General features: G+C 54.4%; 19 protein-coding genes and 2 tRNA genes. 16 read left to right on the top strand and 5 right to left on the bottom strand.

Annotated features, from left to right (window positions below):
• Positions 1-122 precede the first annotated feature (122 nt).
• The 4 genes from ACT3RP_RS16165 to dctP form a co-directional block, all read right to left on the bottom strand.
• A complete protein-coding gene (locus ACT3RP_RS16165) occupies positions 123-245 on the bottom strand; it encodes a hypothetical protein (protein ID WP_483394163.1) in 123 nt (40 codons plus the stop codon).
• A 12-nt stretch (positions 246-257) separates the two neighbouring features.
• A complete protein-coding gene (locus tag ACT3RP_RS16160; protein ID WP_483394162.1) occupies positions 258-1,571 on the bottom strand; it encodes a TRAP transporter large permease in 1,314 nt (437 codons plus the stop codon).
• Between the two features lie 4 nt (positions 1,572-1,575).
• A complete protein-coding gene (locus ACT3RP_RS16155) occupies positions 1,576-2,112 on the bottom strand; it encodes a TRAP transporter small permease subunit (protein ID WP_483394161.1) in 537 nt (178 codons plus the stop codon).
• Between the two features lie 69 nt (positions 2,113-2,181).
• Positions 2,182-3,207: a TRAP transporter substrate-binding protein DctP gene (gene dctP, locus ACT3RP_RS16150; RefSeq protein ID WP_483394160.1), complete on the bottom strand. Its 1,026-nt coding sequence runs from the start codon at positions 3,205-3,207 to the stop codon at positions 2,182-2,184.
• Between the two features lie 143 nt (positions 3,208-3,350).
• On the opposite strand from dctP, the gene ACT3RP_RS16145 reads away from it, so the two are divergent.
• From ACT3RP_RS16145 to greA, 8 genes are all read left to right on the top strand, one after another.
• Positions 3,351-4,022 (top strand): GntR family transcriptional regulator, encoded by a 672-nt coding sequence (locus tag ACT3RP_RS16145; protein WP_483394159.1) that lies wholly within the window; start codon positions 3,351-3,353, stop codon positions 4,020-4,022.
• A gap of 32 nt (positions 4,023-4,054) precedes the next feature.
• Complete coding sequence (locus tag ACT3RP_RS16140; protein WP_483394158.1) at positions 4,055-5,167, top strand: isocitrate/isopropylmalate dehydrogenase family protein; 1,113 nt, start codon at positions 4,055-4,057, stop codon at positions 5,165-5,167.
• A 31-nt stretch (positions 5,168-5,198) separates the two neighbouring features.
• Positions 5,199-6,464, top strand: coding sequence for a 3-oxo-tetronate kinase (gene otnK / locus ACT3RP_RS16135; RefSeq protein ID WP_483394157.1), 1,266 nt, complete (start codon positions 5,199-5,201; stop codon positions 6,462-6,464).
• A complete protein-coding gene (otnC, locus tag ACT3RP_RS16130; protein WP_483394156.1) occupies positions 6,461-7,099 on the top strand; it encodes a 3-oxo-tetronate 4-phosphate decarboxylase in 639 nt (212 codons plus the stop codon). The genes otnK and otnC overlap by 4 nt, the downstream gene beginning before the upstream one ends.
• 12 nt (positions 7,100-7,111) lie before the next feature.
• On the top strand, positions 7,112-7,405 hold the full coding sequence (locus ACT3RP_RS16125) for a putative quinol monooxygenase (RefSeq protein ID WP_483394155.1): 294 nt from the start codon (positions 7,112-7,114) through the stop codon (positions 7,403-7,405).
• Between the two features lie 703 nt (positions 7,406-8,108).
• Positions 8,109-9,254 carry a glutamine-hydrolyzing carbamoyl-phosphate synthase small subunit gene (gene carA / locus ACT3RP_RS16120; protein ID WP_444672411.1) on the top strand — a complete coding sequence of 382 codons (1,146 nt, stop codon included), beginning with the start codon at positions 8,109-8,111 and terminating at the stop codon, positions 9,252-9,254.
• A gap of 98 nt (positions 9,255-9,352) precedes the next feature.
• Positions 9,353-12,583, top strand: a complete 3,231-nt coding sequence (gene carB, locus ACT3RP_RS16115) for a carbamoyl-phosphate synthase large subunit (protein ID WP_096276251.1) — start codon at positions 9,353-9,355, stop codon at positions 12,581-12,583.
• Positions 12,580-13,056 (top strand): transcription elongation factor GreA, encoded by a 477-nt coding sequence (greA, locus tag ACT3RP_RS16110; RefSeq protein ID WP_096276249.1) that lies wholly within the window; start codon positions 12,580-12,582, stop codon positions 13,054-13,056. The genes carB and greA overlap by 4 nt, the downstream gene beginning before the upstream one ends.
• A gap of 118 nt (positions 13,057-13,174) precedes the next feature.
• Here greA and yhbY read toward each other — a convergent pair whose 3' ends face one another.
• Positions 13,175-13,501 carry a ribosome assembly RNA-binding protein YhbY gene (gene yhbY, locus ACT3RP_RS16105; protein ID WP_096276247.1) on the bottom strand — a complete coding sequence of 109 codons (327 nt, stop codon included), beginning with the start codon at positions 13,499-13,501 and terminating at the stop codon, positions 13,175-13,177.
• Between the two features lie 114 nt (positions 13,502-13,615).
• On the opposite strand from yhbY, the gene rlmE reads away from it, so the two are divergent.
• The 8 genes from rlmE (at position 13,616) to ACT3RP_RS16065 (ending at position 20,475) form a co-directional block, all read left to right on the top strand.
• Positions 13,616-14,263: a 23S rRNA (uridine(2552)-2'-O)-methyltransferase RlmE gene (rlmE, locus tag ACT3RP_RS16100; protein ID WP_096276245.1), complete on the top strand. Its 648-nt coding sequence runs from the start codon at positions 13,616-13,618 to the stop codon at positions 14,261-14,263.
• A 254-nt stretch (positions 14,264-14,517) separates the two neighbouring features.
• The gene (gene ftsH, locus ACT3RP_RS16095; RefSeq protein WP_096276243.1) at positions 14,518-16,521 is read left to right on the top strand and encodes an ATP-dependent zinc metalloprotease FtsH; all 2,004 of its coding nucleotides are present in this window, start codon (positions 14,518-14,520) and stop codon (positions 16,519-16,521) included.
• A 103-nt stretch (positions 16,522-16,624) separates the two neighbouring features.
• Entirely contained in the window at positions 16,625-17,551 is a 927-nt protein-coding gene (gene folP, locus ACT3RP_RS16090; RefSeq protein ID WP_483394154.1) for a dihydropteroate synthase, read from the top strand.
• The gene (gene glmM / locus ACT3RP_RS16085) at positions 17,548-18,897 is read left to right on the top strand and encodes a phosphoglucosamine mutase (RefSeq protein WP_483394153.1); all 1,350 of its coding nucleotides are present in this window, start codon (positions 17,548-17,550) and stop codon (positions 18,895-18,897) included. Before folP ends, glmM begins: the two co-directional genes overlap by 4 nt.
• 93 nt (positions 18,898-18,990) lie before the next feature.
• Positions 18,991-19,740 carry a triose-phosphate isomerase gene (tpiA, locus tag ACT3RP_RS16080; RefSeq protein WP_483394152.1) on the top strand — a complete coding sequence of 250 codons (750 nt, stop codon included), beginning with the start codon at positions 18,991-18,993 and terminating at the stop codon, positions 19,738-19,740.
• A 4-nt stretch (positions 19,741-19,744) separates the two neighbouring features.
• Positions 19,745-20,104, top strand: a complete 360-nt coding sequence (gene secG, locus ACT3RP_RS16075) for a preprotein translocase subunit SecG (protein WP_483394151.1) — start codon at positions 19,745-19,747, stop codon at positions 20,102-20,104.
• 45 nt (positions 20,105-20,149) lie between these two features.
• Positions 20,150-20,236, top strand: a tRNA-Leu gene (locus tag ACT3RP_RS16070).
• A 162-nt stretch (positions 20,237-20,398) separates the two neighbouring features.
• A tRNA-Met gene (locus tag ACT3RP_RS16065) sits at positions 20,399-20,475 on the top strand.
• Positions 20,476-20,639: the final 164 nt, after the last annotated feature.

Genomic DNA, 20,639 nt, shown 5'->3' with positions numbered 1-20,639 from the left:
CAATCAGCAGATGCAAGTCACTAGTTTCCAAGTGCTAGAGAAACGGGCTCTGATCGCTTCGAGCACGGGATGTTTTTAAAAGGCCGGGAAGTAACGTTGTCAGAGCGCATCAAGAGTCGAGATTACATAATGCCGGTGGCTAAGCCGATCATGAGTGCAATCAAAGCGATGACACTAAGTGCTCCAGCTATCTCAGGCCACCAGCCAAAGTCATATACTTGTGGGTCTTTATCGTCGGTTTTCATATTGGAACTCCTTTATTTGCCCAACGAAGGTAACCAGAGTGCGATCTGCGGAAAGATGATCACCAGTGCTAGGCCGACCAGTTGCAGCCCGATAAACGGTAGTACGGCGAGAAAAATCTCCTGCAAAGTAACATCCTTGGGTGCGACGCTCTTCAGATAGAAGCAGGCCGGGCCAAATGGTGGTGACAGCATGTAGATCTGGATATTCATTGCGAACAGAATGCCGAACCATACGGGATCATAGCCGAGATCGATGACTACTGGCGCGAATACGGGAACCGTAATGAAGACGATCGCGATCCAGTCCATGAATGTCCCAAGCAACATAATGATTGCCATCATGATAAGAATTACTACGATCGGAGGTACATCCATTCCTGTCAGCAGGTCGTTTAGGAAACGCCCTCCTCCCATGAGGTTATACATGCCGACCAAGCTTACAGCGCCGACGATCAGCCAGACAATAGAACCCGTTGTCACCGTAGTGCTCCACAATCCTTGGCGTAGCCCAGCCATCGTCATCTCTCCGCGCAGTATCGCAATAAAGACCGCGCCGGCCGCGCCGAGGGCCGCGGATTCGGTGACTGTCGCGACGCCAGTATAGATCGATCCGAGAACGCCACCTATTAGAATCAACGGCATGATCAGACCCTTCATATAGGCTAGGCGCTGGAGGAAGGGGAGTTGCGCTTCCGGGGCGTCATAGGCCGGGCCGAGGTTCGGGTTGAGCTTACAACGGATCAGAATGTAAGCAACGTAGAGCGACGCAAGTAGTGCGCCCGGTAGGAAGCCCGCAGAGAATAGATCCTTGACCGACACCCCCGCTTCGGAGGCGTAAACAATGAGTACTACCGATGGCGGAATCAGTGTCGCCAGCGATCCCGAAGCGGCGATTATGCCGATAGACAGTTTTCGGTCGTAGCCGAGCCGAAACATCTGCGGTAGAGCGACCAAAGCGAGTAGTACGATTTCGCCGCCGACGATGCCACTCATTGCGGCGAGTACAACCGAAACGAAGACAGTCTGCACAGCGATGCCCCCGCGCATGCGTCCACCCAAAATTGCCATGGAATTAAACAGGTCACGGGCGACCCCGCCTCTCTCCATAATGTTTGCCATCAGTATAAAGAATGGAACGGCAATCAGTTCGTACTTTTCGAAAACATGCAGAACATTGGATGAGATGAGAATCAATCCTGAAGTGCCGAAATTCAGGAGAGTAGTCACGATGGCAACGAGTAGGGTCGAGGTGCCCAAAGGAACTCCGGCCGCCATCAGGCCAAAGAGACTGACGATGATCAGAAAAGTAATGACTTCTATACCCATGGTGTCAGTTCCTATTCTCGGGGGGGAGGTTGGCATCGCATGTGCCATGATCCGGCGGGGCATCTCTCGTATCGAGTAGATTCGCGATGAGCTGGGCGGTATAGAGTAGCAGCGCTACGACGATCATAACCTTGAGGTAAGTGGGAAGAGGAGGATTAAAGGCGCTGCCCGAACGTTCAATCGAGGTGATCGCATGTAGGAACGGGTTGACGTTCGTCCAGAGCAGACCCAGAACCGCCACCAAACTGAGCACTATGGAGATGACACGCATTCGCGCCCAAGCCCGGTGTCCGACCAGCATCTCCATCACGGTGACGGTGATGTGGCGATGTTGTTGTGTGACCGCACCCACCGACAAAAGCCATGCGGTCGCACAGAGGGCGGTGATCACTTCGGTCGTCCAGACGGTCGGTGTGCCCATCGCATAGCGGGTGAAGACTTCGTAGACGGACAGCATGATAGCCACAGCGTAGAAAACACCGCATGCCTGTCCGACAAACACACTGAACCGACCGATATGTTCGACGATGATCCGTCGCATTGGGCTTCCCCTTGGTTTGAAAATTGTGAGTGATGCCGGGCTTCTCTGTGAAAGGTCACACTCAGGGTGCTAGTCCAATAAACCGATCGACTTCATGAAGGCCAGCTGCGCATCCAGCGCTTGGCGCGCCTGGGGCGACTTGGCAGCGGTTGCTTCCCAGACGTCCGCTGCAATTTCTCGGAAAGCATCGCGGTCTTCCTGGCTCCAGTCGATAACTTCAATATCTGGGTTCTCCTGGTCGCGGGCGACTAGTTTCTGATCCTCCTCATAGAGTGCTTTCATAAGATCGTCGTAGGCGGCGTAGTACCATTCCTGCAGCCCTTGTTGTGCCTCAGACGAAAGGTCATCCCAAATCCGCTTGTTGACGGTGAACTGATGCACTGCCATCGAGTGGATGCCCGGGTAAAGAGGATAAGGCGCGATTTGGTGAAATCCATTCTGGTCGTTGTTGACGTATGCCGACGCGTCGGCGGCATCAACAACACCCTTTTCAAGGGAAGTGAAGACTTCCGAGAAAGAAATATTTACAGGACTCGCGCCAGCGGCCTGAAAAACTGTAGCGGCGAGACCCTCTGGCGAGCGTATCTTTATCCCCTGTAAATCGGCCACGCCACGGATCGGGACTGCGGAGACAAGTGCTTCCTTGGAAACCGCACCGCATCCGACGACATGGATCATGTTCGGCAGCGTCGAGTCCCAGAGTTCCTGCAACGCCTCCGAGCCGCCACCCTCGTCGCAGAACTGCTGCACCTGCGCCGGCGTATCGTAGCCGGCAATCAAGTCACCAAGGATTGCGAATGCCGGGTTCCTTCCAGCGAAATAAGCGACTGATGTAAGGTCTCCACCAAGCACTCCAGCGGCAACTGCCTCAGGTGTGTCTTTGGCGGGCACGATCGAACCGATCGGCAGGAATTCCACCGTCACCTCTCCATTGGTCATCTCAGACAACTGACTGACCCAATTGTCGTTGAGATATCGAAACGAAAAGCCACCTGACTGAGTCGACGTCTGTACGCTCAGCTCTGTTTGCGCGCTGGCAATGTTGGCAAAACCGATAGCGGCAGTGGCCGCCAGAACCGTGGTTCGTGCAAGCATATTTTTCCCCTTGTCTCTTTTATTAACGGGCGAATGACTTCAGTAAAACTACTTCCTCGCAATGCATCTGTCAATGTATACATTGTTAAATTTGACAATGAATTCATTGTAAGCTAGTTTGCTAGATTAAGGAGAAAATAGCGATGCCTGAAAAAGTCAAATCGACCCGAGTTGATGACGCCTACGAACAGCTCAAGGACGAGATACGATCCAATAGGATGCCGCCAGGTTTTCAGGCGCCGGAACCCGAAATCGCCGCACGTCTGGGGATGAGTAGAACACCGATACGCGAGGCATTGATCCGGCTTGAGTCAGAGGGTCTGGTCAAGATGACGCCCCGCCGTGGGGCGTATGTGCTGCCAATTCGATTGGATGACATGAAAGAGATCTACGAGATACTGACATCCCTGGAGCCTGATGCCGCGGCGAGTCTCGCGGCTAGGCGGCCCACGGACGATGAACTTGCACCACTGGTGAAGGCTACTGAAGAGATGGAGGCGGCACTCCTGATTCCGGATCTGGAGGGATGGGCGGCAGCCGACGACCGCTTCCACAGAAAACTGCTTGATCTGCAGGGCAATCAGAGGCTGAACGCCATTATTTCAACACTCAACGACCAGGCACATCGTGCGCGTATGATTACCCTGCGAATGCGGACGTTGCCGATTCGCTCCACTGAGGAGCATCGAGAGATTCTTGAGCATCTTCGCAGTGGTGACGCCGAGGCGGCCCGATCGGCATTTCAGAAACACCGGCGTCGCGCTTCCGAAGAACTACTCGCCATTCTTCGCAACACCGGACTTTCACAGCTCTGACTACTTGACCCCAAAACAGGAGAAACTGATCTATGATCAGAAGACTGCGTGTGGCCCTCATCAAGGGCGATGGAATAGGCATTGATGTGGCCGAATCCGCTGTAAGCATAGTTGACGCCGCCCTAACTCAAGTCGGCGCGCCTGGGCTCGAATATTTCGAGGTGCTGGCCGGCGCGGGTTATTTTAGTGAGACAGGTCGCGACATCGAGCCGAACGGCGAAGAGAAGCTTCGTGAAGCTGATGCGATCTTCCTCGGTGCCATCGGTCTGCCGACAGTCCGGCACCCCGATGGTACTGAAATTTCGCCGCATCTGCGCATCCGTGATCAATTCGGTCTTTATGCTGGCGTTCGTCCAGTCAAGGCCTATCCCAATGCGCCACAGCGGCTCGCCGACCCACGAGCATCCGGGATCGACATGGTGATCTTGCGCGAATCGACCGAAGGATTGTTCTACTCCGCTGCCGCACACGGGCGGAGTGAGGTAATCGACGATAGTGAAGTGCGGGAGACGCTTAGGATCACACGCGCCACTACTGAGAAGCTGCATCACTTTGCGTTCAAGCTAGCCGAGAAGCGCAAGGCTCGCGGACGTACTGGTCATGTTGCTTGCGTCGACAAGGCCAACGTATTTTTGTCAATGGCCTTCTTCCGAAAGATTTTCGACGAGATCAAGTCAGACTATCCCAGCATCAAATCCACCTACAATTACGTAGATGCTCAGGCTCTAGATTTGATCCGGCGCCCCTGGGATTTCGACGTTATGGTGATGGAAAACATGTTCGGCGATATTCTATCTGACCTCGCAGCGGGCCTTGTGGGCGGTATGGGCATGGCTGCATGCGGTGAATATGGCGATAAGACTGCTATGTTCCAACCCGCCCACGGTAGTGCTCCCGACATCATGGGCCAAGACAAGGCCAATCCGCTTGCAGCCATCCTTAGCGGCGCGCTGATGCTTGATTACTTGGCCGATAAATCCGGCGATACGAAGTTTAGCCAAGCGGCGATGCTCATCGAGTGTGCAGTCGAGAGCGGTTTTGCCAGCAACCGGTTACGCCCGATGGAGTTCGGCGGAGATATGGGCACTAGTGCCGTGACGAACGAAGTTTTGTCACAGTTACGGTCCGGCGGACAGGCAGCCTAGAGCTAAAATTGGAATAATAGGAGAAAAATTCATGGGCATCGTGCTGGGCGTAATCGCCGATGACTTCACCGGGGCTACGGATATCGCCAACACTCTGGTTGGCGAGGGAGTACGTGTTACTCAGGTCATCGGTATGCCTAGTAAAAACACTGATATCAATGACGCCGAGGCTGTAGTTATCGCGCTGAAATCTCGCTCCTCTCCGGTCAATGAGGCTATCGATCAGTCTCTGGCCGCGCTGCACTGGCTCCGTGCAAGGGGGGCGCGACAGATACTTTTCAAATACTGTTCGACTTTCGACTCGACGCCACAAGGCAATATCGGACCGGTTGCCGATGCCCTTGTGGAGGCCCTAGGCGGAGAGTTTGTATTTGTTTGTCCGGCCTTTCCCCAGAACGGTCGGACGATCTACAAAGGCAATCTCTTCGTTGGTGACACCCCGCTCTCAGAAAGCTCGATGCAAGGTCATCCGCTGACCCCGATGCGTGACTCGAACTTGATGCGGTTGATGGCAGCACAAAGCCGCAAAACCGTAGGATTAATCCCTCTCGAAGTGGTACGCCAAGGCCCGGAAGCCATCTCAGCGCGCATGGAGAAAATCAAGGCCCTTGGGGTAGTCTACGGGGTGATAGATGCACTCACCGATGAAGATCTACGGGTGATCGGTAGCGCAGCGGCAGGCCAGCCCTTGGTGACTGGCGGCTCGGGCGTGGCGATGGGGCTGCCCGCCAACCTACGTGAGGCAGGGTGGCTGGGGAAGGCAAAACCACCGGAGTATCCAATGGTATCGGGGCGAGACCTGGTTCTGGCCGGCAGCTGCTCCGTGGCAACCCGTGCCCAGATCGCACGAGTCAAGCAGAAATGGCCGTCGACTAGAATCAATCTCGACCAGCTGGCAGCGGGCGATGATGTGATCGAAAAGATATCCCAGTGGGCTGTCGGGCAATCCGCGAAGACGCCCGTGATGATCTATGCGTCTGCCAACCCATCAGAAGTTAAGACAATGCAGGAGCGTTATGGTGTAGCCAAAGCCGGAGAAATGGTGGAAATGGCGATGGGCGATCTCGCTCGTATACTACATCGCTCAGGTTTTAACCGTATCGTCGTGGCGGGCGGAGAAACCTCCGGGGCAGTGGTTTCCGCCCTTGATGTGCGGGCGCTGCGCATAGGGCCAACCATCGCACCAGGTGTTCCCTGGACCGAAGCGGTCGGACAGGGTTCGCTCGCAATTGCGCTGAAATCAGGCAATTTCGGCTCCGATAGCTTCTTTGAAGAAGCCTTCGCGGTGCTACCATGAGCGAATACAAGATCCGTGACGATATTGTGCGCTTGTCACGCTCGCTCTTCGAGCGTGGGCTGACCTTCGGCGCATCGGGCAATATCTCTGTCAGGCTCGATGATGGTTGGCTGATGACACCAACGGGGGTGTCAATGGGAAACCTGAATCCCGCACGGCTATCCCGACTCGACAATACGGGGACCCATATTGGCGGTGACGCACCGACGAAAGAGGCTTTCCTTCACATGGCGATGTACGATGAGCGTCCGCAGGCGCGGGCGATTGTGCACCTGCATTCTACGCATTCAGTTGCGGTAAGCTGCTTGTCTAACATCGACCACAGTGATGTTCTGCCACCACTGACAGCCTACTACGTGATGCGGGTAGGGATTCTACCGCTTATCCCGTATTTTCCGCCTGGTGACCTTGATCTAGCTCTAGCTGTACGCGAGATGGCAGGTCGCCACCACGCAGTTCTGCTAGCCAACCATGGTCCAGTCGTCGCAGGCAAGAGTCTCTCCGATGCTGTTTACGCGATGGAAGAGCTTGAGGAAACCGCTAAGCTCTTTCTAGCGCTTCAAGCAATGAAGACAAGCCCGCTGAACGAAGAGCAGATCGCGGAGCTTAAACGTCGTTTCCCTAGTACTATTTGAGGAGTAGAAAAGATGTTTGCCGTCTGTGTTCTGTTTTCTGTCAAGCGCGAGTCCATGGCTAAGTTTCTGCAGCTGATGCGGACACAGGCTCATGACTCACTCAAACTGGAACCATCTTGCCACCATTTCGACATATGCTCCGGCGGGGAGGATCCCTGTGAAGTGTTTCTTTACGAGCTTTACGCAGATGCAGCAGCCTTCGATCACCATCTCGCCACCCGCCACTTCCAGGCTTTCAATGCCGCGACAAAGACAATGATTGCTCGTAAAAAAGTTTGGACCTATCCGGTAGTTCGAACCCCATAGCTATCAACTGCACTAGAACTGAGTTGTCTTCCTACTTATAAGAGCTATGAGCTTGTAGAAAATTGATTTTTCGATAGTTTATCTTTTTTTTAAAAAGAATCATTTTGAGGCCGGATATGCTCGTTTTTTATCAAAAATCGCGCGTCATTATCTCAGCAGAGCTCGTCTATGCCTGCTTGGGTGCGTTCTAAGCTATCAGGGCTTCAGCCAGTTTGAATCGACCCAAGAGTCCTAGGCGTTATGCTCTGAATTCAAAAAAACATTGCACCTCATAGCATTGAGGGTCGCTGGTCTTGCTTGGGGCGATATATATGCTACCTGCACCTCCTCTACGGTCTATCCCCGGCGTACTCAGCAAGAATTAAGCTCAATCTCAAGCCCGAGTGCTTATAAGGGCTAGTCTTTGGGCATAAATTCCTGTAACATTTCAAAAATTTTGGCCGGGTGGCTAAGAAGACTCAAACGGCGCGCTTGTTGCGTTGGCCAGCCCAAAGCCTGCCCGAGTCCGCTTTCATATTTATGTTAAGTGAGCGGCTCTGCAAGGGCATCGAACAACAAGCGGGATGAAACCGATTCTTTTTATCGGCTTCGTCCCGCTTTTTTACGGCCCTTATTTCAAAGAAGTTTTAATGCAGAAATTGCTGAGCCTGCGCCCAACAGGCTCCCACCAGCATGGGAGGATCTTGTTTTGAATAACACCGCATTGAGCAAACCCGCAATATTGGCTCTGGAAGATGGTAGCGTTTTCCATGGAATCGCCATTGGCGCGGATGGACTAACAAGCGGTGAGGTGGTGTTCAATACGGCCATGACCGGCTACCAAGAAATCCTCACTGACCCTTCCTACACTCGCCAAATCGTTACGCTCACCTATCCTCATATCGGCAATACCGGCATTAATGCCGAAGACATCGAGTCTGGGTCGATTGCGGCGGCGGGCTTGGTGATTCGTGATTTGCCGTTAATGGCCAGCAGCTTTCGCTCTGAGCAATCGCTATCGGATTATCTGAAAAGTCAGAACGTGCTGGGCATTGCCGATATTGATACTCGCCGCCTAACGCGCATTCTGCGCGATAAAGGTGCCCAGAACGGGGCGATTTTGGCGGGTGCTGACGCCGAAGGCGATGACGCGGTAGCGCGGGCGCTAGACGCCGCCAAGGCATTTCCTGGCCTGAAGGGAATGGATCTGGCTAAAGAAGTGTCGTGCAAGGCCCCTTACGAATGGACAGAAGGCGAGTGGACGCTGGGCCAAGGCTACGCGGATACCACGCAAAGCGAGCGCCCTTACCACGTGGTGGCGTTTGATTACGGCGTTAAATTCAACATCCTGCGCATGTTGGCTGCGCGCGGCTGCCGGCTTACCGTGGTGCCGGCGCAAACGCCCGCTGCTGACGTGCTGGCCATGAACCCTGATGGGGTCTTTTTGGCCAATGGCCCGGGCGACCCAGAGCCCTGTGATTACGCCATTAAAGCCATTCAGGACGTGTTGGAAGCCGATATTCCGTTGTTTGGAATTTGCCTGGGCCATCAGTTGCTGGCGCTCGCCTCTGGTGCGAAAACGCTCAAGATGAGCCATGGCCATCACGGCGCTAACCATCCGGTGCAAGATCTAGACACTGGCAAGGTGATGATTACCAGCCAAAACCACGGTTTTGCGGCAGATGAAGCGAGCCTACCTGCCAATCTGCGGGCAACGCATCGTTCGCTGTTCGACGGCACCTTGCAAGGTATTGAGCGCACTGACCGCTCAGCGTTCAGCTTTCAAGGTCACCCAGAGGCGAGCCCCGGTCCGCGAGACGTAGCACCGCTGTTTGATCGCTTTGTGGCCATGATGCAGGCGCGTCGCTAAGGCAGCGGGTTGCTGCTGAAAGCTTTCGCCTAGCACCGCTGCATCACTTTATCGCCGTCTTTTGTCGCTCATCGTCATTATTTTTTGTGGGAACCGTTATGCCTAAGCGTACCGATATCAGCAGTATTTTAATCATTGGCGCTGGACCGATTGTGATCGGCCAGGCCTGCGAATTTGACTACTCCGGCGCTCAGGCGTGTAAAGCGCTGCGCGAGGAGGGTTACCGCGTTATTTTGGTTAACTCCAATCCCGCGACCATCATGACCGACCCGGCGATGGCCGACGCCACCTACATTGAGCCGATTACCTGGCAGGCGGTGGAAAAAATCATCGAAGCCGAGCGTCCGCAGGCTATTTTGCCCACCATGGGTGGTCAAACGGCGCTTAACTGCGCGCTGGAATTGGACCACCATGGCGTGCTCGCAAAATACGGCGTTGAGATGATCGGTGCTAACGCCGATGCGATCAATATGGCCGAGGATCGCGATCTGTTTGATCAGGCCATGAAGCGCATCGGTCTAGAGTGCCCCAAGGCCAAAGTCGCGCACAGCATGAGTGAGGCCTGGGAGATTCAGGCTGAGCTGGGCTTTCCAAGTATTATTCGCCCCTCCTATACCATGGGTGGCTCCGGCGGCGGTGTGGCGTACAATAAAGAAGAGTTTGAAGAGATTTGTACGCGCGGCTTTGAGCTTTCTAACAACCATGAGCTGCTCATTGATGAGTCGCTGCTGGGTTGGAAAGAGTATGAAATGGAAGTGGTGCGCGATAAAAACGACAACTGCATCATCGTCTGCGCGATTGAAAACTTCGACCCGATGGGCGTGCACACCGGTGATTCCATCACTGTAGCACCAGCGCAAACGCTGACCGATAAAGAATATCAGATCATGCGTGACGCCAGCCTGGCCGTACTGCGCGAGATTGGTGTGGAAACCGGTGGCTCCAACGTGCAGTTCGGCATGGACCCGAAGACTGGGCGCCTGGTCGTTATCGAGATGAACCCACGGGTCTCGCGTTCCTCGGCGTTGGCCTCTAAGGCGACCGGATTCCCGATCGCGAAAATCGCCGCTAAGTTGGCGATTGGCTACACGCTGGACGAGCTGCAAAACGATATTACCGGTGGTCGTACGCCGGCGTCGTTTGAGCCGTCGATCGACTACGTGGTTACTAAAATTCCGCGCTTCACCTTTGAAAAATTCCCACAGGCCAATGACCGTTTAACCACGCAGATGAAGTCAGTGGGTGAGGTAATGGCGATTGGCCGCACCTTCCAGGAGTCGCTGCAAAAAGCATTGCGCGGCCTGGAAACCGGTAACGATGGCCTAGACCCGATCATCACCGATTTCACGCCGGAAAACATGGCGATTATTCAGGGCGAGCTTCAGGCCGCCGGCGCCGAGCGTATTTTCTACGTGGCAGACGCGATGCGCGCTGGCATGAGCGTTGATGAAGTCTTTGCACTGACCAATATCGACCCTTGGTTCTTAGTTCAACTTGAAGATTTGGTGCTGACCGAAGCCGCTGTTGCTAAGCGCTCGCTGCCCGATCTTTCTGCCCGTGAGCTTTACCAGCTTAAGCGCAAAGGCTTTGGCGATGCGCGTCTGGCAACGCTGCTGAGCGTGAGCGAAAAAGACTTCCGTCAAACGCGTCAGGCCGCCGGTATTCGCCCTGTCTACAAGCGGGTTGACACCTGTGCCGCTGAGTTCGCGTCGGACACCGCCTATATGTACTCCACGTACGAAGAGGAGTGCGAGGCAGATGTATCTGATCGTCAGAAAATTATGGTGCTGGGCGGTGGCCCCAACCGTATCGGCCAAGGCATTGAGTTTGATTACTGCTGTGTACATGCCGCTATCGCGATGCGTGACGACGGTTATGAAACCATCATGGTCAACTGCAACCCAGAAACAGTGTCTACCGATTACGACACCTCTGATCGTCTCTATTTTGAGCCGGTGACGCTGGAAGACGTGCTCGAAATTGCTGATAAAGAGAAGCCGGTCGGCGTTATCGTGCAGTTTGGCGGCCAGACGCCGCTGAAACTCGCGCGTGAGCTGGAAGCCGCTGGCGTACCGATCATCGGTACCACGCCGGATGCTATTGACCGTGCAGAAGACCGCGAGCGCTTCCAGGTGATGATCGATAAGCTTGGCCTGAAGCAGCCGCCTAATGCGACAGCGCGTAGCTTTGCAGAAGCGTTTGATAAAGCCGAGGTGATTGGTTATCCGCTAGTGGTGCGCCCAAGCTACGTACTTGGCGGCCGTGCTATGGAAATCGTTTACGACGCCTCTGAGCTTGAAAACTACATGACTCACGCGGTGAAAGTCTCCAACGACTCTCCGGTATTGCTGGATCACTTTCTGAGCGCGGCGATCGAGATCGATATCGATGCGGTGTCAGATGGCCAGCAGGTTGTGATTGGCGGCATTATGCAGCACGTCGAGCAAGCGGGCGTTCACTCCGGCGATTCGGCCTGTGCTCTGCCGCCTTACTCGCTACCTGCCGATGTGCAGGACAAAATGCGCGAGCAGGTGAAGCAAATGGCCGTCGAGCTGGGCGTTAAGGGCTTAATGAACGTGCAGCTGGCTTGGCAGGATGGCGAGATTTATGTAATTGAAGTGAATCCGCGCGCCTCACGTACCGTGCCTTTTGTGTCTAAGTGCATCGGTATTTCGCTGGCCCAAATTGCCGCTCGTTGTATGGCGGGTAAAACGCTAGCGGAGCAGGGCTTTGAACACGAAATTATCCCGCATTTTCATAGCGTGAAAGAGGCCGTCTTCCCGTTCAATAAGTTTCAGGGCGTGGATCCGATTTTATCGCCGGAAATGAAATCAACCGGTGAGGTCATGGGCTCTGGCGATACCTTTGCTGAGGCTTTCTTTAAAGCGCAGTTAGGGGCGGGTGAGGCGATTCCTACGCTTGATGGTTCGCGTAAAGCATTCCTTTCCGTGCGTGAACCGGACAAGGCGGGGATTATCGAAGTAGGGCGTTCTCTGTTAGCATTAGGTTTTACGCTATGCGCAACACGAGGAACAGCGGCTGCTTTGGAAGCTGCTGGGCTTGCCGTGGAGCACGTCAACAAAGTCTACGAAGGTCGTCCCCATATCGTCGATCTGCTCAAGAACGACGAAATTGCCTACATTGTGAACACTACTGAAGGTCGTCAGGCGATTAACGACTCTTCGGTCATTCGCCGTACTGCTCTCTCGCGCAAGGTGCCCTATGCGACCACCTTGGCGGGCGCTAATGCTGTTTGCATGGCGCTTGAGTACGGTAGGGAAATTACGGTGCGGCGCCTTCAGGATCTGCATGCAGGAGCAAATAAATGAACAAGGTCCCGATGACAGTTGCGGGGGAAAGAAGCCTTCGTGAAGAGCTTGATCATCTGAAAAGCGAAGCTCGCCCTCAGGTGATCGCGGCCATCGCTGAAGCGCGTGAACACGGTGATCTGAAAGAGAACGCCGAGTACCATGCCGCTCGCGAGCAGCAAGGATTTATCGAAGGGCGAATCCAAGAGATTGAGGGCAAGCTCTCCGTCGCCCAAGTGATTGATGTCGCTAAATTGCCAAACACGGGCAAAGTGATTTTTGGCGTCACCGTGTCGATGCAGAATCTAGACACCGATGCCGAAGTCACTTACCGGATCGTTGGCGAAGACGAGGCCGATATTAAGTCTGGGCGCATTTCGGTAACATCCCCTATTGCTCGCGCCTTAATCGGCAAGGAAGAGGGTGATATTGTGGTGGTGAAAACACCGGGCGGCGATGTCGAGTACGAAATAGGTAGCGTCGTATATATTTAATAAAAAAACGCCCCTCAGCGAACGAGTGCGCTGAGGGGCGTTTGATGTGTCTTTACGAACTATATTTTTTCAAACATAGCCAGCGGCGCGTCAATTTAACGCACTGCCCGTTTCGTGATTAATAGCGACCGTGGTGGTTCTCAAAGCGGGTGACATTAGACAGCTTCGGATTTACCTGTGGATTCCTGCGATAAAGCAGGGCCATTTTACCAATGGTTTGCACAAGGTCAGCACGGCTGTTGGTGATCAGTTCGGCTACCATGGCAGCACGTTCATCACGTTCAGGAAGGGCGAGCTTCACTTTGATCAGTTCGTGATCGGTGAGCGCGCGGTTAAGTTCTGCTAGCAAATTTTCGGAGACGCCGTTCTCAGAAACGGTGACCACAGGGTTAAGGTGGTGGCCAATGCTACGAAATGCTTTCTTTTGTGCCTGTGACAAGCTCATGGTATCTTGCGGTATCCCGGTTAGCGCTTAACGCACCATCTTACGGTGAAACGCCATCGAGTGAAAGCGATCGCGTAAACGCGCCCCTCTCTTATTCTAGTGTTAGATTTTCACATGCAGCAAAAGCCCCCAAGTCGTAAGCATTCAGTAAGCAAGACTAGTAATAACTGGAAGAAGGAGCATTTTGACGACCAGTACGTCAAGCAGAGCTGGCAGGATGGGTATCGTTCTCGCGCTAGCTACAAGCTGCTTGAGTTGGATGAAAAGGATAAGCTACTGCGTCCCGGTATGACGGTGATCGATTTGGGCGCTGCGCCCGGAGGCTGGAGCCAGATTGCTGCGGAGAAAGTAGGGCCTGAGGGTATTGTTATCGCCTCCGATATTCTGGAGATGGACGCCTTGGCCGGTGTAGACTTTATCCAGGGCGATTTCACAGAAGAGGCGGTGCTTGAAGCGATACTAAAACGCCTCGATAATCGTCGTGTAGACCTTGTGATGTCAGACATGGCCCCCAATATGAGTGGGATGGCTGCGATAGATCAGCCCCAGGGGATATATTTAGTGGAGCTGGCATTAGAGCTGGCGCGCGAAACGCTGTCACCCGGTGGTCGGTTTTTAGCGAAGGTATTCCAAGGTGAGGGGTTTGACGCCTACTTGAAGGAGCTGCGCGGTAGCTTCAGCAAAGTGGTGACTAGAAAGCCAGATGCGTCGCGGGCGCGCTCTCGTGAGGTGTATTTCCTGGCAGAAGGTTTTCGCGGGTAGCTGACCTTGTGAGCGTTCTTATGACAGGGGCAAATAACCGCGTGGTTCATAGCCAAGATTTATTAGCGCAATTGCCAGACAGGCAAATGCAATGCGTGTCACATTAGACGCAGCCAATGCGCGTGACACAGATGGCCCGAGGCAGAACACGCTTTGGCAATGGTTGAGTACTTGATGCTGATGTGCGGTCTTAACGGCAGCGTTTATTTGGCATCAGGGTTTAACTGACGGATTCTTGTAATGAGGGTAGCCCCTTGAATGATATGGCGAAGAACCTGATTCTGTGGTTGGTCATCGCGGCCGTCTTACTGACAGTGTTCAATAATTTCAGTACGGAAAGCGCACCGCAAAGCACAAATTATTCCCAATTTGTGCAGCAGGTGCAAAACCAGCAGGTGCGTAGCGTGACGATTGATGGTTACACCATCAGCGGTGAGCGTACGGACGGCTCTGAGTTTCAGACGATTCGCCCTTCGGCGGAAGACCCTAAGCTGATGGACGACCTGCTAAGCAATAACGTCACGGTTGTGGGTAAGGCGCCAGAGCAGCAAAGCATCTGGACGCGCCTGCTGATCGCTAGCTTCCCGATTCTGCTGATTTTGGGCATCTTCATGTTCTTTATGCGCCAAATGCAGGGTGGGGCCGGCGGTGGTAAAGGCGGCCCAATGAGCTTTGGTAAATCAAAGGCTAAGCTGCTCTCTCAGGATCAGATTAAAACGACCTTTGCCGATGTGGCGGGTTGTGATGAAGCCAAAGAAGAAGTGGAAGAGCTGGTCGACTTTCTGCGTGATCCGACTAAGTTTCAGCGCCTAGGCGGTATGATTCCGCGCGGCGTGCTGATGGTGGGGCCGCCGGGTACCGGTAAAACGCTGCTGGCAAAGTCGATTGCAGGCGAAGCCAAAGTGCCTTTCTTCTCTATCTCAGGCTCTGACTTTGTTGAAATGTTCGTCGGCGTAGGTGCGTCTCGAGTACGCGACATGTTCGAGCAGGCTAAGAAGCAGGCGCCGTGCATTATCTTTATCGATGAAATCGATGCCGTGGGCCGCTCGCGTGGTACCGGTATGGGTGGTGGTAACGACGAGCGTGAGCAGACGTTGAACCAGCTGCTGGTCGAGATGGATGGCTTTGAAGCTAACGAAGGCATCATCGTGATTGCGGCCACCAACCGTCCAGACGTGCTTGACCCCGCACTGATGCGTCCAGGTCGCTTTGACCGTCAGGTAACCGTGGGCTTGCCAGATATTCGTGGTCGTGAGCATATTTTGGGTGTTCACCTGCGCAAAGTGCCGCTTGCCGATGATGTTAAGCCACAGCTGATTGCTCGCGGTACGCCGGGTTTCTCCGGGGCCGATTTAGCTAACCTGGTCAACGAGTCTGCACTGTTTGCTGCGCGCCGTAACAAGCGTGTTGTCAGCATGGAAGAGCTTGAGCTGGCCAAGGACAAGATCATGATGGGCGCTGAGCGCAAATCGATGGTTATGACCGATAAAGAAAAGCTCAATACGGCTTACCATGAAGCCGGTCACGCCATTATTGGTTTGGTCGTGCCGTCTCATGACCCGGTTTACAAGGTGACGATTATCCCCCGTGGCCGAGCGCTGGGCGTGACGATGTTCTTGCCTGAGGAAGATCGCTATAGCCTTTCACGCCAACAAATTTTGGGCCAGATTTGCTCGCTGTTTGGTGGTCGTATTGCTGAAGAGATGACGCTAGGCCCGAACGGTGTGACTACCGGTGCCTCTAACGACATCAAGCGTGCTACCGAGCTGGCGCATAATATGGTCGCTAAGTGGGGTTTGTCGGACGCCATGGGGCCGATCATGTATGACGAGGACGAGTCGCATCAGTTCCTTGGTGGCCCAGGTCAGGGTGGTGGCAAGATGAAGTCTGGCGATACCACCACGCGTCTTGATAAAGAAGTGCGCAAAATTATTGATGACTGCTATGAGCAGGCACGTCAAATCTTGGCCGATAATCGCGATAAGCTTGATGCGATGGCTGAGGCGCTGATGAAGTATGAAACTATTGATGCCTCGCAGTTGAAGGACATCATGGAAGGCCGCGATCCGCGTCCGCCGGAAGGTTGGAATGATGGCGACTCGCCGGGCGGCGGCACGCCTGCCGGTGGTGAAAAGTCTAACGTTCAGGCCGGAGATAACGTTGCTTCTGGCCCACCTGACAGCGATGCTGAAGAGGATGACGACGATACGCCGCGCCGTCGCCCCTCAGACCCGCTGGGCGGTCCGGCAGGGCCATAGTGACAGCGTTGAATGAGCCAAAAGGCGCCCCGTCAAGGGGCGCCTTTTTTGTTATGCTGTGCACATACGACTGCCACGTTTTTCTTCTTGACTAGGCTGCAGCATGAAATCAACTTTGGACACATATCCTCAGCGCGTCGCTGGCAGTGATTCACAGCTGCGCTGTGGGCGTCATCTGCTGGATTTATCCTTCCCGCGTGTGATGGGTATACTAAATGTGACGCCGGACTCTTTTTCCGATGGCGGGCAGCACGTGGCGCTAGATGACGCGTTACGGCATGCCGAGCAGATGCTGGCAGAGGGGGCGGCGATCATTGATGTCGGTGGCGAATCGACACGCCCCGGCGCTCTAGCGATTGGCTCCCAAGAGGAGTTGGATCGAGTGGCTCCAGTGGTAGAGCGCTTGGTGCGCGAGCTGGATGCGCTGGTCTCTGTGGATACCAGCTGCCCGGCCGTGATGCGGGAGGCAAGTGGGCTGGGCGCCGGGATGATTAACGACGTACGTGCGTTAGAGCGCGAAGGAGCGCTGTTGGCGGCGCTGGGCAGTGGCTTGCCGGTGTGTTTGATGCATCGCCAGGGCGAGCCTCAGGATATGCAGCAGGCGCCGAATTATCAGCAGCCTGTTGAGGTCGAAGTGGCCGAGTATTTGGCGCGGCGAGTGGCCGAGTGTGAAGCGGCCGGTCTGCGTCGGAATAGACTGTTAATCGACCCGGGCTTTGGTTTTGGAAAGACCGTTGAGCACAACTTGCGCTTGCTGAAGTACATGGCGTCTCTTCAGGCACTGGGGCTTCCGCTGTTGGTGGGTATGTCACGCAAAAGCATGATTGGCAAGGTATTGGGCCGCCCGGTAGAAGAACGCCTGTTTGGCGGCGTGGCGCTGGCGGCGATGGCAGTGGAGCGGGGTGCGAATATTCTTCGCGTGCATGATGTCGCTGCAACGGTTGATGCGGTCAATATGACCTGGGCGGTGCTGCAAGAAGGCTGCGAGCCACCGTTTGAGCTGTCTATGATTAAGGGGTTTGGTGCATGACAAGGCGCTATTTTGGTACGGATGGTATTCGCGGCACCGTGGGTAAAGCCCCCATTACCGCTGATTTTATGCTCAAGCTGGGGTGGGCCGTCGGTCAGGTGCTGCGCCGTGATAAGGGCCGAACGCGAGTGCTCATCGGTAAAGACACGCGTATCTCTGGCTATATGTTTGAGTCCGCGCTTGAGGCAGGGCTTTCTGCCGCGGGAGTCGATGTGTCGCTGCTGGGGCCCATGCCAACGCCGGGTATTGCCTACCTAACCCGCACGTTTCGTGCGGATGCGGGAATTGTTATTTCAGCATCGCATAATCCTTTTGATGACAACGGCATCAAGTTCTTCTCGGCAGAAGGCAAAAAGCTGCCTGATGAAACGGAAGATCGTATTGAGGCGATGCTAGAGGCGCCATTAACCACGGCGGAGGCCGCTCAGCTGGGTAAGGCAACGCGTATTGATGACGCGGCGGGCCGCTATATTGAATTTTGCAAATCGACGCTTCCCGACCGGCTGAGCCTGCATGGCCTGAAAGTCGTGTTGGACTGTGCTCACGGCGCTACTTATCATATCGCACCCAATGTTTTCCGTGAGTTAGGAGCTGACGTCTCGACGATTGGCGCCTCGCCTAACGGGCTAAACATTAATCAGCTGGTGGGTTCAACGCATCCTGCTGCGCTGCGTGCGGCGGTCATTCAGCAGAGTGCTGATTTGGGCATTGCGTTTGATGGCGACGGCGACCGCTTGCTGTTGGTCGACGCTGACGGTCGTGAAATTGATGGCGATGATATTCTTTATCTTATTGCCCGAGACCGCCACGAGCGCGGTTTGCTCGAAGGGGGTGTTGTTGGCACTCTGATGTCCAATTTTGGATTAGCCATGGCGCTAGATAAGCTAGGCATACCCTTTGAGCGTGCTAACGTCGGTGATCGCTTTGTGATGGAGCGCATGGCCACGAATGGCTGGGAGCTGGGCGGCGAGTCTTCGGGGCATATTGTCTGCGGCCATGTGCAAACGACCGGCGACGGTATCGTATCGGCGCTGCAAGTGTTGGCGCTGATGATGCGAGAGCAAAAGAGCCTGCCAACGCTGTTAAGAGAGCTAGAAAAAGTCCCGCAAGCGCTCGTCAACGTGCGCCTGCCCGCTGATACCAATGCCAAAGAAGTGATGGCATCGGCGCCGCTTCAGCAAGCGGTTGCTGCATTGGAGCAGGCGTTGGGTGATGAGGGTCGCGTATTGCTCCGGCCTTCCGGTACAGAGCCTTTAATTCGCGTGATGGTAGAGGGTCGTGCCCATCTGGATGTGGATCGATTGGCGAACGACCTGGCCGCTCAGGTGAAGGCTTTACTGGATTAATGGTGCTGTAAACTGAGTCTGTGCTTGTAACAGCGGTTGTCTTGATAAGGCCGCTCCTATACCATTTCGCTCCACCTTGAGTGAGGACAGTCGATGCGTACGCCTTTAATTGCCGGTAACTGGAAAATGAACGGTTCCGTGGCGTTGATCAATGAGTTCGGTCAAGCCTTCTCCGCCGCCGTGTCGCCAGCGAATGTAGATGTCGTTATTATTCCGCCGTTTCCTTATTTGGATGCGGCGCGTCATGCGTTCGAAGGAACAGTGCTGGCACTAGGCGCGCAAACATTGAACCCTCTTCACTCAGGGGCACATACCGGTGAAGTCAGTGGTCGTATGCTCAAAGAATTTGCGGTGTCCTATGTGTTGGTAGGACATTCGGAGCGCCGCCAGCTCTATAAAGAAAGCGACGAGCAGATTTTTGCCCGTCTGCTGGCAGCCTTAAATGTCGAGCTTACGCCGATTCTCTGCGTGGGTGAGTCTCTTGAAGAGCGCGATGCAGGGCGTACGATGGATGTCGTGCTTCGTCAGGTCGGGCATGTGATGTCGCGTTTAGAGCCCGATCAGCGCCAGCAGGTAGTCATTGCCTACGAGCCCGTTTGGGCAATTGGTACGGGGCGCACGGCGTCGCCTGAGCAGGCACAAGAGGTGATGGCGGGCATTCGCGCCTACCAGGCCGGTTTTGATAAAACGCTCGCCGAGCAGCTGCGGCTGTTATACGGCGGCAGTATGAATGCAAGTAATGCGGCGGAGCTGCTTGCTCAGCCGGATATAGACGGCGGTCTAGTGGGCGGAGCCTCACTTAAGATCGATGATTTTTATGCCCTTTGTCAGTCAGCAGGATAACGCCATGCAAGTTGCAATACTTATGATCCATGTGGTGATTGCGATCGCCCTAGTGGTACTCATTCTGCTTCAGCAGGGTAAAGGTGCCGAAGCCGGTGCTGCCTTCGGAGGCGGTGCGTCGCAAACGGTCTTCGGCTCGCGCGGTAGCGGCAACTTTTTGTCGCGTGCGACGGGGCTGCTTGCTGCCGGGTTTTTCGTCACCTCAATGGCGTTAGCTTACTTTGCTACCCAGGCTGGCCAAGCACCGGAAGCAGGCATCCCAGACTCGCGTTTGATCGAGCAGCAGCAAAGCGTGCCAACGCTTGACGATAGGCCTGCAGGTGTGGATAATACCGCGCCAGTGCTAGAGGAAAGCAGCGACTAAGTGGTTGATGACTTAGCAGCAAACGTTTCTTTAGCCTCCCCTGATGCCGAAGTGGTGGAATTGGTAGACACGCTATCTTGAGGGGGTAGTGACCGTATGGTCGTGCGGGTTCAAGTCCCGCCTTCGGCACCATCTGTTAGGCTGATTTATCAGCTTCCCAGAATGTCTGTTTTGTTCTCAGAGTGCACAGTTTGGTGCCTGAGTCGGAAAAGGCAGTTTCAAGTAAGTGGTTCTTGGAGCAAGTAGTTCTTGACGTAAGTAGATTAAGTGTCTATTATCGTCGACCTAGATTGATGCGGGGTGGAGCAGTCTGGTAGCTCGTCGGGCTCATAACCCGAAGGTCATCGGTTCAAATCCGGTCCCCGCTACCATTTTCTAGTAGCATGTAAATAGGATAGATTGTTTTCTCATGTTGTTATTTGAATGCAGTCAGACTTGGCAGGTTTAACCCGGCCGCATGTTGTTAAGATGGTACCCAAGGTTTCTTTTAAAAAGCCCCTTCCAGTGAAGGGGCTTTTTGTTAGTAGCTTTTGGT

The organism is Halomonas sp. AOP5-B2-8 (genome assembly GCF_052376475.1).
GTDB lineage: Bacteria > Pseudomonadota > Gammaproteobacteria > Pseudomonadales > Halomonadaceae > Vreelandella > Vreelandella casei.
This window is presented reverse-complemented; position numbering and strand designations above follow the sequence as displayed.

Bases quoted from the DNA above. Each gene is read 5' to 3' on its own strand.
- ACT3RP_RS16165 (WP_483394163.1), bottom strand. From the start codon at position 245: ATGAAAACCGACGATAAAGACCCACAAGTATATGACTTTGGCTGGTGG.
- ACT3RP_RS16160 (WP_483394162.1), bottom strand. From the start codon at position 1,571: ATGGGTATAGAAGTCATTACTTTTCTGATCATCGTCAGTCTCTTTGGC.
- ACT3RP_RS16155 (WP_483394161.1), bottom strand. From the start codon at position 2,112: ATGCGACGGATCATCGTCGAACATATCGGTCGGTTCAGTGTGTTTGTC.
- dctP (WP_483394160.1), bottom strand. From the start codon at position 3,207: ATGCTTGCACGAACCACGGTTCTGGCGGCCACTGCCGCTATCGGTTTT.
- ACT3RP_RS16145 (WP_483394159.1), top strand. From the start codon at position 3,351: ATGCCTGAAAAAGTCAAATCGACCCGAGTTGATGACGCCTACGAACAG.
- ACT3RP_RS16140 (WP_483394158.1), top strand. From the start codon at position 4,055: ATGATCAGAAGACTGCGTGTGGCCCTCATCAAGGGCGATGGAATAGGC.
- otnK (WP_483394157.1), top strand. From the start codon at position 5,199: ATGGGCATCGTGCTGGGCGTAATCGCCGATGACTTCACCGGGGCTACG.
- otnC (WP_483394156.1), top strand. From the start codon at position 6,461: ATGAGCGAATACAAGATCCGTGACGATATTGTGCGCTTGTCACGCTCG.
- ACT3RP_RS16125 (WP_483394155.1), top strand. From the start codon at position 7,112: ATGTTTGCCGTCTGTGTTCTGTTTTCTGTCAAGCGCGAGTCCATGGCT.
- carB (WP_096276251.1), top strand. From the start codon at position 9,353: ATGCCTAAGCGTACCGATATCAGCAGTATTTTAATCATTGGCGCTGGA.
- greA (WP_096276249.1), top strand. From the start codon at position 12,580: ATGAACAAGGTCCCGATGACAGTTGCGGGGGAAAGAAGCCTTCGTGAA.
- yhbY (WP_096276247.1), bottom strand. From the start codon at position 13,501: ATGAGCTTGTCACAGGCACAAAAGAAAGCATTTCGTAGCATTGGCCAC.
- rlmE (WP_096276245.1), top strand. From the start codon at position 13,616: ATGCAGCAAAAGCCCCCAAGTCGTAAGCATTCAGTAAGCAAGACTAGT.
- folP (WP_483394154.1), top strand. From the start codon at position 16,625: ATGAAATCAACTTTGGACACATATCCTCAGCGCGTCGCTGGCAGTGAT.
- glmM (WP_483394153.1), top strand. From the start codon at position 17,548: ATGACAAGGCGCTATTTTGGTACGGATGGTATTCGCGGCACCGTGGGT.
- tpiA (WP_483394152.1), top strand. From the start codon at position 18,991: ATGCGTACGCCTTTAATTGCCGGTAACTGGAAAATGAACGGTTCCGTG.
- secG (WP_483394151.1), top strand. From the start codon at position 19,745: ATGCAAGTTGCAATACTTATGATCCATGTGGTGATTGCGATCGCCCTA.